Origin of the sequence: Sphingomonas sp. IC4-52 (genome assembly GCF_020707225.1) — a bacterium.
Classification (GTDB): domain Bacteria; phylum Pseudomonadota; class Alphaproteobacteria; order Sphingomonadales; family Sphingomonadaceae; genus Sphingomonas.
This window is the reverse complement of sequence record NZ_JAJFEU010000001.1, coordinates 740,201-753,711: the sequence shown is the minus strand read 5'-3', so window position 1 is coordinate 753,711 and position 13,511 is coordinate 740,201. Positions and strand designations below refer to the sequence as shown.

At 63.7% G+C, this 13,511-nt stretch carries 12 protein-coding genes; 6 read left to right on the top strand and 6 right to left on the bottom strand.

What is annotated here, in order from left to right:
• Positions 1–8 precede the first annotated feature (8 nt).
• A complete protein-coding gene (locus LK535_RS03675) occupies positions 9–803 on the top strand; it encodes an SDR family NAD(P)-dependent oxidoreductase (RefSeq protein ID WP_227770519.1) in 795 nt (264 codons plus the stop codon).
• 62 nt (positions 804–865) lie between these two features.
• Here LK535_RS03675 and LK535_RS03670 read toward each other — a convergent pair whose 3' ends face one another.
• The gene (locus LK535_RS03670; RefSeq protein WP_227770518.1) at positions 866–1,534 is read right to left on the bottom strand and encodes a CerR family C-terminal domain-containing protein; all 669 of its coding nucleotides are present in this window, start codon (positions 1,532–1,534) and stop codon (positions 866–868) included.
• A gap of 92 nt (positions 1,535–1,626) precedes the next feature.
• Here LK535_RS03670 and LK535_RS03665 point away from each other — a divergent pair, with 92 nt between their 5' ends.
• The 4 genes from LK535_RS03665 (at position 1,627) to LK535_RS03650 (ending at position 7,472) form a co-directional block, all read left to right on the top strand.
• Positions 1,627–2,547, top strand: coding sequence for an oxygenase MpaB family protein (locus LK535_RS03665; RefSeq protein ID WP_227770517.1), 921 nt, complete (start codon positions 1,627–1,629; stop codon positions 2,545–2,547).
• Between the two features lie 90 nt (positions 2,548–2,637).
• Positions 2,638–5,172, top strand: coding sequence for a TonB-dependent receptor (locus LK535_RS03660; protein WP_227770516.1), 2,535 nt, complete (start codon positions 2,638–2,640; stop codon positions 5,170–5,172).
• A 24-nt stretch (positions 5,173–5,196) separates the two neighbouring features.
• A complete protein-coding gene (locus tag LK535_RS03655) occupies positions 5,197–6,729 on the top strand; it encodes a fatty acid--CoA ligase (protein ID WP_227770515.1) in 1,533 nt (510 codons plus the stop codon).
• A complete protein-coding gene (locus tag LK535_RS03650; RefSeq protein WP_227770514.1) occupies positions 6,726–7,472 on the top strand; it encodes an acyl-CoA dehydrogenase family protein in 747 nt (248 codons plus the stop codon). Before LK535_RS03655 ends, LK535_RS03650 begins: the two co-directional genes overlap by 4 nt.
• A 298-nt stretch (positions 7,473–7,770) precedes the next feature.
• Here the strand turns inward: LK535_RS03650 and LK535_RS03645 are convergent, their stop codons facing one another.
• The 3 genes from LK535_RS03645 to LK535_RS03635 form a co-directional block, all read right to left on the bottom strand.
• Positions 7,771–9,303: a porin gene (locus tag LK535_RS03645; RefSeq protein WP_227770513.1), complete on the bottom strand. Its 1,533-nt coding sequence runs from the start codon at positions 9,301–9,303 to the stop codon at positions 7,771–7,773.
• Between the two features lie 138 nt (positions 9,304–9,441).
• Positions 9,442–10,590, bottom strand: a complete 1,149-nt coding sequence (locus tag LK535_RS03640; protein ID WP_227770512.1) for an acyl-CoA dehydrogenase family protein — start codon at positions 10,588–10,590, stop codon at positions 9,442–9,444.
• Between the two features lie 84 nt (positions 10,591–10,674).
• Positions 10,675–11,421, bottom strand: coding sequence for a helix-turn-helix transcriptional regulator (locus LK535_RS03635; RefSeq protein WP_227770511.1), 747 nt, complete (start codon positions 11,419–11,421; stop codon positions 10,675–10,677).
• A gap of 128 nt (positions 11,422–11,549) precedes the next feature.
• Between LK535_RS03635 and LK535_RS03630 the strand changes: the two genes are divergently transcribed.
• Positions 11,550–12,329, top strand: a complete 780-nt coding sequence (locus LK535_RS03630) for an SDR family oxidoreductase (RefSeq protein WP_227770510.1) — start codon at positions 11,550–11,552, stop codon at positions 12,327–12,329.
• 58 nt (positions 12,330–12,387) lie between these two features.
• Here LK535_RS03630 and LK535_RS03625 read toward each other — a convergent pair whose 3' ends face one another.
• Complete coding sequence (locus LK535_RS03625) at positions 12,388–12,846, bottom strand: cytidine deaminase (RefSeq protein ID WP_227770509.1); 459 nt, start codon at positions 12,844–12,846, stop codon at positions 12,388–12,390.
• Complete coding sequence (locus LK535_RS03620; RefSeq protein ID WP_227770508.1) at positions 12,843–13,508, bottom strand: GH25 family lysozyme; 666 nt, start codon at positions 13,506–13,508, stop codon at positions 12,843–12,845. Before LK535_RS03620 ends, LK535_RS03625 begins: the two co-directional genes overlap by 4 nt.
• Between the last annotated feature and the right edge of the window lie 3 nt (positions 13,509–13,511).

Sequence of the window (13,511 nt, the reverse complement as noted above, 5' to 3'; positions counted from 1 at the left end):
GAGACGAAATGGCTGGAAAGCTCGGCATCGTGACTGGTGCCTCCACCGGCATCGGCTTTGAATTAGCGACAATTGCTGCGCGGGAGGGATACGACCTTATCGTCGTTGCGGACGAGCCGCTGATCGAAGCTGCCGCCCGTGACTTCGAACAATTCGGTACACAGATCGAGGCGGTTGAGGCGGACCTCTCCACGATCGACGGCGTGGATAAGGTGCTTGCGGCAGCCGGCGATCGCCGCATCGATCTGGTATGCGCCAATGCCGGGATCAGCAAAGGCGGGCCGTTCCTGGACGAGAGCGTTGTTGACTGGCGACGATCTATCGACACCAACGTCACCGGTACCGTCTACCTGCTTCAGAAGGCGCTGCGCGACATGGTGGCCCGAAACTCCGGCAAGGTGCTGGTGACGGGTTCGATCGTCGGCTACATTCCCGGCAGTTTCAACGCGATCTACAACGCGACCAAGGCGTTCATTGACAACTTCACTGAAGCCCTGCGCAACGAGTTGAAGGACGTCGATGGGGTCACGTTGACGACGCTTATGCCCGGCGCCACCGAGACGGAGTTCTTTGCGCGTGCCGACATGCTCGACACGTCGGTTGGACAGAGCAAGAAAGCTGATCCCGAGAAAGTGGCCAAGGATGGCTGGGACGCGCTGATGGCAGGCAAGGGCCATATCGTATCCGGCTTGACCAACAAGCTCCAGGTGCTGGCATCTGGCGTCGTGCCGCAGGCCGCCTTAGCGGAGCTACACCGCGGAATGGCGGAGCCCGGGAGCGGCAAGGCGGACAAGGAAGAATAGGGTCCGTATCGAGGGCGCGCTCGGCCTCGAGCCGGCGCGTCGCGGATGCGACTGCCTGCCAGTCAGAGGGCGTCTATACGTTCGTCCAGCCGGGCCAGCATCGCCGTGACCAGCCGCTCATCGATCGACGGCCATCCACCGAAATCGAGTGCCACTCGCCGCGAAGCGCTGAACGCGCTGAAGCTCGAGAGGAGAAGGAGCGCTTCCAGCTTGTCCTGCTCCTCTGCCGCGCCGCGCCCCCGGGTCGCCGCGACCAGCGCGGCGACCAAAGAAAGCCCGGGCTCCCACAAGTCCCGGTAAAGTAGCTCATGTGCCAGGCCGGTTCCGTTCATCTCGCGGATCATGAACGTCAGCCAGCCCTCATTCCCCGTTGTGTCGAGCAGCATGGCGGCCAGTATCGCCATTACCCGCCGCAGGGCGCCGCGCGCAGCCGCCGGCGTCGTGGGCATCGTCAGGTCGCTCTTGATCGCGTCGGCACGCATCCGCTCGCGATATTGTTCGACGACGTGCTCGGCGCAGGCGCGGTAAAGGCCTTCCTTGCCGCCGAAGTGATAGGCGATGGCGGGCAGCGCAACGCCAGTCCGCGCTGCGATGTCGCGAGTGCTTGTCGCTTCGAAACCATTGCTGCCGAACAGGGCAAGGGCAGCATCGATTAGGCGCTGCCGCGTTTCCGCGCTGCTGCGATACGGCCCGCGAGGGCTGCTTTTCCGAGAAGCCGATCCATCCGTCACGCACGGCGCATAGAAGATGCCGGGCTTGCGGAACAGCCTGCGCCGGCATAAGCCAACTTCTATCGCATGATCGATTTTGAGGGGCGGATCTGATGGCGGTGGGATATAAGGGGTACCAGATTGACTATCGGCGGCCGTTGGGGGAGCCGGCCCTGGTTGCACCAACATCGCCGCAATGGCGGGTGTTCAAGAACCCCATCGCCATCGCAATCGGCGGTGTAGCCGCAGTCCTGCTGGAGTTCGCTGACGCGCGGATCCGGTCCGGTGTTTGGGACCATTCGACGTACAAGCTCGATCCGATCGGCCGGTCAAAGCGTACCGGGATTGCTGCCATGGCAGGCGTCTTCGGGCCAGCAAGTGCGGCGCGGCGCATCATTGGCGGCGTCAACCGAATGCACCGCAAGGTCGTGGGCGAAACGCCGAACGGGGAGGCTTATCGCGCCCTCGATCCCGAACTGCTGGACTGGGTCAGCGCTACCGCCGCATACGGCTTTCTGGAAGCTTACCATCGCTTCGTTTCGCCCCTGAGCGAGGAGGATCGGCGCACCTATTATCGCGACGGGGAGCCCATCGCCCGGCTCTACGGGGTGGAAAATCCGCTTTCCAGCGACGCTGACTTCTTCGCCATGCTCGACAGGCTGCTGCCAAGGTTTGAGGCGCATCCCATCAATCTCGAATTCCTTGCCATCATTCAGTCCGGCAAGGCAGCTTCGGCCGTGCCAAAGATCCTGCATCGCGCGCTCGCCCGCGCGGCCATTTCGCTATTGCCGGACGCCGTGCGGGACCGGCTGGAGCTGGGCGCGGAGTTTGACCTGACTGTGACCGACAGGTTGTTGCTGCGAACCGCCGGAAAGCTGGCGGACAAGGTGCGCAGCCGCCAGTCACCTGCGTGGCAGGCGGCGCAACGCTTGGGCTTGCCCGGGGAGTTTTCGTGGCTCTCGCCCGCGAAGCAACGAAAGATGGTTGGCGAGCGCGCATCGGTGCGTCCGGGGCACGCTGCAACCCTGACATAGGTGTCAGGGAGTGCGTCTGATCGGCGCTGCTACAGGAGATCAATCAAGACGCCCGAAATAGGGTGCTGGGCTACTATTGGGAGGGGATTTATGGCCAAGATGGGTCGTACGCGCACTGGGCTGCACATCGGCGCCAGCTTGCTTGCCGTGGTTATGGCCGGGACCGCACACGCGCAGGATGCCGCGGCGGATCAGACGAACACGGTCGCGGAGCCCGCGGCTGCAGGTACCGCCGGTGCCCCCGCGCAGCAGACGGCGCGCGATGATGTAGGGATCGGCGAGATCGTCGTCACCGCACAGCGCCGCGCGGAATCAATCAACCGGGTCGGCATTTCCGTTCAGGCGCTGGAGTCCGAAACGCTGCAGGAGCTGCGGGTCCAGAACGTGCGCGATCTTGCCGCCGTCGTTCCGAGCTTCACGGTTGCGCAAAGCTATCAAGGCGTGCCGACCTACACGCTGCGCGGCATTGGCTTCAACTCGATCAACCTATCCGCGCAATCGACCGTCGGCACCTATGTCGATGAAGTCGCGTACGCTTATCCGATCATGAATACCGGCCCGCTGATTGATATCGAACGGGTCGAGGTGCTGAAGGGGCCGCAGGGCACGCTTTACGGCCGCAACACCACCGCCGGCCTCATCAACTTCGTCACGGGTAAACCGAGCGAGGACGCCTCGGGCGCGATGAGCGTGGACGTCGGCAATTACGAGACGTTCAATGTCGGTGGCTATGTCACCGGACCGATCGCCGAGGGCATTCAGGCCCGCATCGGCTATCGCGTGGATCTCAGCAACGATGGCTGGCAGGTGAGCAACAGCCGTCCCAACGAGCGTCTTGGCCGCGTGAAGCGCTACGGCCTCCGCGGCTCGCTGGCGCTTCAGCCGGGGCCATTCGAAATCGATCTGTCCGCCACCTATTGGGTCAACAAGTCGGACACGGTCGCTGGTCAGGCGATCGGCTTCACCCCGGCGACTACGCCCGGCGGCGGCGGCGCGGCCAGCAACTTCAACGCACCCGGTGCGGCGGCCTATATCGCTGCCAATCGGCCAACCAGCGGCAGTCAGGCGGATTGGGCGCCCTATGCACGGCGTTCGTCCGACATCGGCCGCGGCGCAGGCCTCAAGGATCCGCTGGCTGAGAACAACTACTTCCTCGGCCTTAAAGGCCGGGTCCAGCTTGAAGTCGCCGACAACGTCCGGCTTGTGTCGCTCACCAGCTACAATGAGTTTGATCGCGACGCGACCTTCGACTGGTCCGGTATTCCCAACGAGGTCCTGATCCAGGAGGCGGACGGCCGCATCAAGAGCTTCGGTCAGGAACTGCGTGTTGAGGGTGACGGGCCGGGCTACAACTGGCTGGTCGGCGGCTATTATGCCAAGGACAAGATCGCGGACACTAACCGCACGCTGCTGGGCGAGAACGCGAACTCGGCGCTGATCCGTTTCGCCACGTCGCAGCTGATCAATACCCCGATCAACACGTTCGGCTACACGCTCGCCGATGCCGCAACGACATTCCGTACCTATCGCGACGAGGGCTCGTTCGACACGCGCACGTGGAGCATCTTCGCCAACGGCGACTACGCCTTCTCCGATCTGATCAAGCTGACGCTCGGCGCGCGCTATACGCAGGACTTGCAGAAGTTCACGGGCTGCTCGCGTGATTTCAACGGCAGCATGCTGACCAACATCAACCTGTTCAACCGCGGTCTTTATCAGCGTCTCTTCAATCCGACCGGGCCGCTCGCCGCGCCGATCGGGCTGAATGAGTGCAACACGTTTGACCCGGCCACGAACAGCTTCGGTGTGGTGAACTCGCGCCTGGAAGAGGACAATTTCGCATGGCGCGGCTCGCTTGACATCACGCCGAACTCGACGACGCTGATCTATGCATCGATATCGCGCGGCTATAAGTCGGGCACGTCGCCGATTAACGCTGCCAGCAACGCTCGTCAGAACTTGCCGGCCCGTCAGGAGCAGCTGACCGCGTATGAAATCGGCGCGAAGCTCGGTCTGCTGGATCGCAAGGTGCAGCTCAATCTTGCTGGCTTCTATTACGACTATAAGGACAAGCAGATCAGCGCCTACTTCGCTGATCCGATCTACACCGCGCTTGCCCGCCTCGATAACATCCCGAAGTCAGAGGCTTACGGCGTCGAAGGTGAACTCACCGTTCGTCCGGCGCGTCCCCTGACGCTGATGGCGAACGCGCTTTGGCTGAAGACGCGCATTAACGGCTATGTCGGCACCAACGCCGCCGGCCAGTCGCAGGATTTCGACGGCGCACGCTTCATCTACAGCCCGGAATGGACGCTCTCCGGAACCGCACTCTTCGATCAGCCGCTGACCAATGATCTCAGCTTCACGGCGAACACCAACGTGCGCTGGCAGTCGCGTCAAACCACGATCTTCGAACGCAACCCGCTTTACGACATCAAGGCATATACGGTGGTGAACGCTGGCTTTGGCGTTAAGGCGACCGATGAGAGCTGGGCGTTGAACGTCTGGGCACGCAACCTGTTCGACGAATATTATTGGAATGCTGTAGCCAGCAATGCCAACATTGTGGTTCGTTTCCCGGGCCAGGTGCGCACTTATGGCGCCACTGCGACATTCCGGTTCTGACGGCGAAAAGGAGCGGAAATCAGCATGACTGACTTGCCGACGACCTTTGGCGAAGCGCTGGCCCGGCACGCGGCGGAAAGGCCGCATCAGGTCGCCCTTCGTTTCGAGGATCGGGTTACCGATTATGCAACGTTTGACCGACACGTCACTCAGATCGCCAATGGCCTCCTCGCCATGGGCCTGAAGAAGGGCGATCGGGTCGCATATCTCGGCAAGAACAGCGACTGGGCGGTGGAACTGGCGCTCGGCACCGCCCGGGCGGGAATGGTGCTGGTGCCGGTGATCTGGCGGCTCGCGCCGGCGGAGGTGGACGGGATCCTCAACGATTCTGGCGCCGCCGTTCTGTTCGTCGAGCCGGCTTTCCAGCGCCAGTTCGCTGCCGAGCAGGTCGTTGTCATGGATGAGGGTTTCGCACGCTGGCGCGATATGCAGAGCGACGCGCCGCCACCTGTTTCGGTCGCGGAGGAGGATATCGTCCTCCAGCTTTACACCTCCGGTACCACGGGCGCGCCGAAGGGCGTCATGCTCAGCCATGCAAACGGCATTCGCCAACGCAAGAACCAACTCGAGGCGAAGATCGACTGGTTGCTCGCAGATCCTGGCGACACCACGATTATCGCGATGCCCTACGGTCATATCGGCGGCGTCGGTGTGGCGCTTGGTGCGGTGAACAGTGGTCAGGAACTGATCATCCATGCCGAATATGACGCTGGCGACGTCATGGGCGCAATCGCTGCCCATCGCGTGCGTCGCCTGTTCCTGGTGCCGGCTGCGATTGGCCTGATGCTTCAGCATCCAAAGGCAGCAACAGCCGACTTCTCCTCCATCGAAACCTTGTCCTACGGCGCCAGCCCAATCCCGCTACCGCTGCTTCAGCAGGCGGTCGAACGCATCGGCTGCGGGTTCGTGCAGGTTTATGGCATGACCGAAACATGGGGATCGATCGTGGCGCTGCCGCCCGAGGATCATCTCCCCGGGCGCGAGCACAAGATGACGGCCGCCGGCAAGGCGTTGCCCGGCGTCGAACTGAAGATCATTGACGAGGATGGCAACGAACTGCCGCCGGGCGAGATTGGCGAGGTCGCGATCCGCAGCCCCAACAACACAGGCGGTTATTGGAACAAGCCGGAGGAGACCTCCAAGGCGCTCATCGGCGACGGTTGGTTGCGCACCGGCGACGCGGGCATCCTGGACGAGGAGGGGTATCTCTACATCCAGGATCGCATCAAGGACATGATCATCACTGGCGCCGAGAACGTCTATCCGGCGGAGGTGGAAAGCGCGATCTATGGCCATCCCGCCGTGGCTGATGTCGCCGTCATTGGCGTTCCTGATCCGAAGTGGGGTGAGGCGGTGAAAGCCATAGTGGTGCTGAAGCCGGACACGCCTTGCGATGAAGCGATGATTATCTCTTACGCGCGGGAGCGGATTGCCGGCTTCAAATGCCCGAAGAGCGTGGAGTTCATCGAAGCGCTTCCCCGCAACCCATCGGGCAAGATTTTGCGGCGGACCCTGCGCGAGCCTTTCTGGGCAGGACACGAACGGAGAGTGAATTGACGGCTTTCGCACGAACCGACGAACAGCGGATGCTGGCCGAGACGCTGGATGCGTCTCTGGCGGGCGGGGTCGCTGATTGGGACGCAGCGGTGGTGGCGACAGGACTGGGCGCGCTGGGGATGCCGGCTGAGGAAGACGGACTCGGCACCGACTTGCGTGACGCCGCGGTAGTCGCGGCGGCGCTTGGCCGGGCGAACGTGGTGCTGCCCTGGGCGGAACATTGGGTGGCGACGCGGCTCGGTGCGAGGGGGGAGGACGGCCCACGCGCGGATACGCGGGAAGCGGTGCTCGTAATGGCGGGCGCAGACAGCAACCGTCGCTGGGCGGAAGACGCGCTGACGGTGCTGCATTGTGCGGAGATCGTTGGCCTCGGGCGCGCGATGTTGCGTGATGCTGCGCTGTTTTCCAAGGAGCGCAAGCAGTTCGGGGTGGCCATTGGTTCCTTCCAGGCATTGCGACACCGCATGGCCGACATGGCGATGATCCTTGAGCAGGCGGACGCGATAACTGCCCTCGCGATCACCGCCTTTGATGGTGAGGACGATGTACGGGCCCGCGCCGTATCCGCAGCACGTGTCGTCTGTGATGACGCAGCGCGGCTGGTGGGCGAGGGCGCGGTGCAGATCCACGGCGCCATGGGCCTGACCGCGGAATTGCGGCTGGGCGGCTATTTTCGTCGCGCGCGGACACTCGCGCAGGGCGATGGCACAGCCCGCGCCCATCTGCGTCGCTACGCAGCATAGCGAAGGAGCAGGGACCTGCCGGCGGCTTGCCGGCAGCCTCGTTCTGCCGTGGATCGGTAGCATACCTCGATACAGCAGGCAGACGGCGAGAAGCGGCCGAAGCGCGAACAACATGCCGGCCAGCGGCGCCTTGCTCTAACCCGCTGGCACCTCTGGAAAAGGCGAGGGGCAAGCAAGCTGCTCCGCGAAAGACGTAAAGGCGGGCCGCGGATCAGCCTCTCCGCAGGCGGCTCACCGGCTGGCTCATGAGTCTAAAGGTTGTCGCGGGGGTGAGGGAGCGCCTCTCCGGTCGGTTAAATCAGTAATTCCACTGCAATTGAGTGCGGATTAGCTGCCCTTCGGCACGCCCGAGGCGCCGTTCGTCAGGCTCGCGCCGCGTCATGTCAGCGTAGGCGATCGTGACTTCGAGTGGCTCGATCGGCTGAAATTCGATCCCGAGTTCCAGTTCGTTTGTTTCCAACCGCGGCGCATTCGTGATGGCCTTCCACCCGCCTCGGTAACGCTGCCACCGTAAATAGGGCATGAACGGGCCCAGCGGACTTTGCCGAACTCGCGCCATGCCTTGTATATAGCCACCGTTCAGGTCACGCGTGACGATCGTGCCACTCAGAGGGTCGAACTCAGGCCCACGGCCCCAATTCCATTCGGCCTGCAATCCGAACGGCTGGGGATAGAGGATGGCGTGAAAGCCAACCCGATCGTCCTGAAAATCCTTCGCGCTGACGCCTCCGGTCCGCACCTCCGGCCGCACGCGGTTCCGCATCACCGCACCACCCAGTTCCAGCACCTGCCCGTGGAAGGCGGGGCCCAGGCTGTCCAGCTCGAAGGGCCAGGTCGCCATCGCCACGGTCATCAGACCATTGTTCCGTTCCGTTCGATTGACGCCCTGGCCGTTGAAGAAGCCAACTCCAAAAGCGCCATAGTTGCCGAACAACTTCTGCCCGTCGTGCGCCAATCGATCCCAGGTCTGCTGGACGGAGGGTGGTGTGAAGAAGCCGACGACGCCCAAGTCGCGCTCCGATGGTATCGCGCTGTTGATGCCGTCGGACCGGTCGAGCGTCAGACGATTAGAAGACGATTGCAGGTTCTCCCAACCGAACGGTACCTTCGACTGCCCAACGCGAAGGCGGAAACGACGGTCGCCGTTGGGAAACCAGTCCACATAGGCATCCCGGAGCTGCGCGAAGCCTTCCCGACGCTCATCGTTTGACTGATTGCTGATCGCATTGGCGAAATCCGGCTGAAAGTAGAAGGACACTTCGTCCGAGATGTCGCCGGAGAATACGAGCCGTATGCGTCGGAAGGTGAAGTTGCCCTGATCGGTGATTCCGCTGTCACCGGGCGTGCGCAGGCGTGATCGGCCGGCAGGGGCGCTTGCATCGCCAGAAATGATTTCGTTCAGCCGCACCTGCGTGTAACCGCGCAGGCTGATCCGCTTGTACCATGGCCGCTTCTCTGCGGTGCCGGCATCCGCCAGGACGCTTGGTGTCGCCGTCGAAACCGGCGCTTCGGCCGTCCCCTCTGCGGTTTGCAGGGCGGTAGGCGCCCGCTCAGCGGTGCCCATAACCGGGGGCGGTGCGCTTGCGACAGCCGGGGGTTGCGACGAACGGACGCCCACCGCCGCCGCACTGGCCGGCTGCGATGATGATGCATTCGCCTCCGGCGAGGGCGCGCTGCCGATCTTCGCTTTCTGAAGCTCAATCAGCTCCTGCAATTGCGCCTTCAGGTCGTCGATTTGCCGCTGGAGATCCTGCACCGTCTGCGCCTGCGCCGGAACCGGCGCCACCGCCGTTCCCAGCATCAGCGCCGCGATTCGCAGGTGATGCCTCATCGTCCGATCCTTGACGCCATTGGAGAAGCCGCACTTCGACCTCTGCCGATCAACCACTGACGCAAGCCCTATGCCCGATTGCCGGGCCAGGCAATCGGGGCAGAAACGGTGCGGCTGATCAAGGGCGCGGCGAGGATGCTAAGCTGCCTGATCCACCGCGACGCGGGCGATCAGGTCGCGCTGGATCTCGTTCGATCCGGCATAGATGCTGGCCGCGCGGTTGTTCAGATATTTGGGCATGGCGATGGCAATCGCGTCGGGTGCGTCCTCGATGGGGCCCTCCCACCCTGCTGCAATTTCCAGTGCGAGCAAGTCGATGCGCTGCGACGTTTCCGTGCCCAGTACCTTGAGCATCGACGGGCGCACCGCATCACTCGGGCCGCCGCCTTCCAGGCCGGCGAGTTCGATGGCGCGAAGCGCGTCCACCGCTATTGCTTCCCGGGCAAGCCGCTCGCGATTGCCCTCATGCTCCAGCCAGCCTGTTGCCTGCGCCGCCTCGCGCACCATGTCGAGAAATGCGGCGAGCCCGGGCGCATATCGCCCGGAACGCTCAAAGGTGAGGAGGTGCTTGGCGACGGTCCAGCCATCATTCTCCTCGCCTAGCCGGCCGCTGACCGGCACCCGCACATCATCGAAGAACACTTGGTTGAATTCATGTTCTCCAGCGAGAGTGTGGATCGGCGACACGGTGATGCCGGGCGTCTTCATTTCGAGCAGCAGGAAGGTGATGCCCGTCTGCGGCCGGCCTTCGGTGCTGGTGCGAACCAGGCAGAACATGCGGTTTGCGAAATGCGCGTGCGTGGTCCAGATTTTGGAGCCATTCAGCACATAATCATCGCCATCGCGCACCGCACGCAGCTTCAGCGAGGCGAGGTCCGATCCCGAGCCCGGCTCCGAATACCCCTGGCACCAACGATCCTCGCCGGACAGGATGCGTGGCAGCAGCGTTGCCTTCTGCTCGGGCGATCCATAATGCATGATCACGGGCGCCACCATCTTCAGGCCCATCGGGGATAGGCCCGGCGCATGCGCGCGAGCATATTCTTCTGCCCAGATGTAGCGCTGGATTTCGTTCCAGCCGGTGCCGCCATATTCGACTGGCCAGTCGGGCGCCGCCCAGCCTTGCTGGTGAAGAATGCGCTGCCACGCGTCGGCGATGTCTGGGTGCAGGAAAACGCTGGTTCCCCGCCGTGCACCGCGGCGCAGCTCCGGCGTCAGCTTTTCGGATAGAAACTGGCGCACCTCCTCACGAAAGGTGCGCGCTTCTGCGCTGTTCAGGCTCTCCATGCACGCCACCGTGCGCCGCGGCGCTGGCCGGCGCACCTGACGCTCTTGTCAGGTTTCAGGATCCAGGCGGAATCAGCCCACCGTTCAGGCGTGCGGCCCGAGAAAGCCGTGGCCGGTCGCGATCTGGATCATCCGCGCCCGCGTGGTCGCCCCCAGCTTTTCGGCGGCATTGCGCAGGTGAAAGCGCACGGTGGAGACGGACAGCGACAGGATCGTGCCGATCTCCGCATTGGTTTTACCGGCTGCGGCCCAGCGCACGCATTGTGCTTCGCGTGCGGAAAGCTGCCCCGGCGGCTTGCGGGCGCGTCGCGTCGTCAATTCGGTGTGGGCCGCGAGAAATCGATAGGCGAGGGCGAACATCGATTCCGCGTGGCGCGTGAAGCTATCGGCGATGTCGATGGGCTCGGCGGCCACCCACAACACCGTACCCACTTGGCCGCCCGCCAGGTGAACAGGCGCGATGATCGCCCCGGTGAACCCGAACTCTTGCCAGACGTGAGAGCAATCTATCCCGTCCAGTGCGCTGGTATCACGCCATGAACCGAGACGCCCGTCGGCATACCAGATCGGCTCGGCAAAGATCCGCGCAGCGTGGAGGAAGGTAGATCGCAGTGCCAGACTGCGGTTGCGCCAATAACAAGAGGCGGAAGCCAGCCACGGCATGCGCTCGGCATAGGCTTGGCCGTTCCGGTCGGCCATGGGTGCCGCATCGCCCAGGTCGCTTTGCGCGGCCACGAACGGCAGGCCAGCGCGCTCGCCCACCGCGACCACTTGCGCGGCCAAGGCGTCGACATCATCCCATGACAGGCCTGCCGGCATGAAAGATTGCATGTGCGCTCCCGCTCCCGGGGAGGACCGCTAGACGCCGGCTCGCCTCGCGACAAGGCCGCCTCTTGCCTTGATCGCCAGATCGCGTCATCCAAGTCCGTAACTATAGTTATGGTGAGAAAGGGAGAGGCATGAGCGGAGACTTCGCAGGTAAGCATGTATTCGTCGCAGGCGCATCGAGCGGCATCAATCTGGAGATTGCGCACGGCTTTGCCCGCGCTGGCGCCAAGGTGACGGTGCTCAGCCGGAGCGCAGAAAAGATCGAGGCCGCTGCTGCCGGCATTCGCGAGACAGGTGCGGAGGCGCTCGGCATCTCGTGCGACGTGCGCGACTATGAAGGGCTGGAGGCCGCCTACGCCCAAGCAACCGGCAGGTTTGGCTCCGTCGACGTTCTGGTATCAGGCGCCGCTGGCAATTTCCTGGCGCCGGCCGTGAAGCTGTCGGCAAATGCATTCAAGACCGTGGTGGACATCGACCTGCTGGGCACGTTCAACGTCTTCCGCGCCAGCTACGATCACCTGACGAAGCCGGGCGCGTCGCTGATCGCGATCACGGCTGGCCAGGCTGTGCACCCCTCGGCCTTCCAGATCCACGCTTGCGCGGCAAAGGCTGGGGTCAACATGGTCACCAAGTGCCTGGCGCTTGAGTGGGGTCCCGCGGGGATCCGGGTCAACGGCATCTCGCCGGGGCCGATCGGCGACACGGAAGGCATGAAGCGCCTGGGCGGCGACCCGGCGCGAGAAGCGCAGATCAAGAGCCGCCTTGCGCTGCGTGACTATGGCACCAAGGCCGACATCGCCGAAGCCGCATTGTGGCTGTCGAGTCCGCAGGCGAAATACGTCACGGGCGCGATCATCAATGTCGATGGAGGCAGCGACCTCGGCGACGCCAGCGCAAACGCGCTCGGCTGATCTTTCGTTAATACGGGGTGCGGAGGGGCCGTCAGCCTCTTCGTACCCCCGCCGGGTCTCAGCCCTTCGTAGGGCCGATCCCCAGGTCAGCCGGGCCAAAGGCGTCCGGCAGCAACTGCGACAATAGATAGCTGTTCACCGCGTCGCCCTCGGCGCCGGCGCAGTGGACCCGAATATCTCGGCCGCCAATCTGCGCCGCCTCGTTGATCACTTGGCGGCATCGACCGCAGGGCCGTACCACTTCCTCGCCGACGATCGCACCGTCGCGGATCATGCCGCCGACGACGCCGATCGCCACCACCTGGGCAAGCCGCCCCTGCGCGTTGGCTGTGGCCAGTGCCACCGTTTCGGCGCACAGCGACAAGCCATAGCTTGCATTTTCGAAATTGGCGCCGTTCACGATGGAGCCGTCCGATAGCAGCACGGCTGCTCCCACCCCAAATCCGGAGTAAGGGGCATGGGCGTTGGTCGCCGCCGATCGGGCCAGCGCGATCAGGTGAGTCGCTTCGTCGTTCATGATGCTGCTACGTTCCAGTTCACCGGGCCCATGATGCCGTCGATCCGGCGGATGTCGCTCGCCCGCCACATGCGCCACGGTCGGGCGGCATAATCAGGCATGAAGAAATTGCCCATTGCCCAGATCGGACGGGGCAGCGCGCCGGCAAGTTCATATTCCTTCTCGAACTGTCGCGACACGCGCAGCAGCACTGGCTTTCCGGTATGGGCCTCGATCAGGTCCGCGGCACGCCGCACGTCCTCGATCAGCGCCTGCCGCTCGGGACGGGCAGTGCAATCCTCGGCAAAGTCGAAATCGATCGCGGCCGGCAGCGCATCATCATCGCGCGGCACCATTGTGTTGAACGCATTCGCCTGATCGATACCGGGCTCGCACAGCGACCATACGTGGACGGCGCCACGGCGCAGCCCGGCACCTGCCATGTTCTGCCAGTTCTCCTCGAACCGTGAATCACGGCGCCGCCCACCGTACGTGGCGACGGCATAAGCAAAGTCCGCCCCGCCGCCGGCCACGACCTTCCATTCGACGGCGCCATTGGTCTCGCTCACGTCGACACCTTGGACGGCGAACTTCTCGCTCGCTGGGCGCCAGCGAACGGCTTCGCGCCAACCGAATGCTCCCAGAACAGCAAGCATGGCAAAGATCAGGAGGAATCGCCTCACCCG

Bases quoted from the DNA above. Each gene is read 5' to 3' on its own strand.
- LK535_RS03640 (WP_227770512.1), bottom strand. From the start codon at position 10,590: ATGGAGAGCCTGAACAGCGCAGAAGCGCGCACCTTTCGTGAGGAGGTG.
- LK535_RS03675 (WP_227770519.1), top strand. From the start codon at position 9: ATGGCTGGAAAGCTCGGCATCGTGACTGGTGCCTCCACCGGCATCGGC.
- LK535_RS03665 (WP_227770517.1), top strand. From the start codon at position 1,627: ATGGCGGTGGGATATAAGGGGTACCAGATTGACTATCGGCGGCCGTTG.
- LK535_RS03625 (WP_227770509.1), bottom strand. From the start codon at position 12,846: ATGAACGACGAAGCGACTCACCTGATCGCGCTGGCCCGATCGGCGGCG.
- LK535_RS03655 (WP_227770515.1), top strand. From the start codon at position 5,197: ATGACTGACTTGCCGACGACCTTTGGCGAAGCGCTGGCCCGGCACGCG.
- LK535_RS03660 (WP_227770516.1), top strand. From the start codon at position 2,638: ATGGCCAAGATGGGTCGTACGCGCACTGGGCTGCACATCGGCGCCAGC.
- LK535_RS03635 (WP_227770511.1), bottom strand. From the start codon at position 11,421: ATGCAATCTTTCATGCCGGCAGGCCTGTCATGGGATGATGTCGACGCC.
- LK535_RS03645 (WP_227770513.1), bottom strand. From the start codon at position 9,303: ATGAGGCATCACCTGCGAATCGCGGCGCTGATGCTGGGAACGGCGGTG.
- LK535_RS03630 (WP_227770510.1), top strand. From the start codon at position 11,550: ATGAGCGGAGACTTCGCAGGTAAGCATGTATTCGTCGCAGGCGCATCG.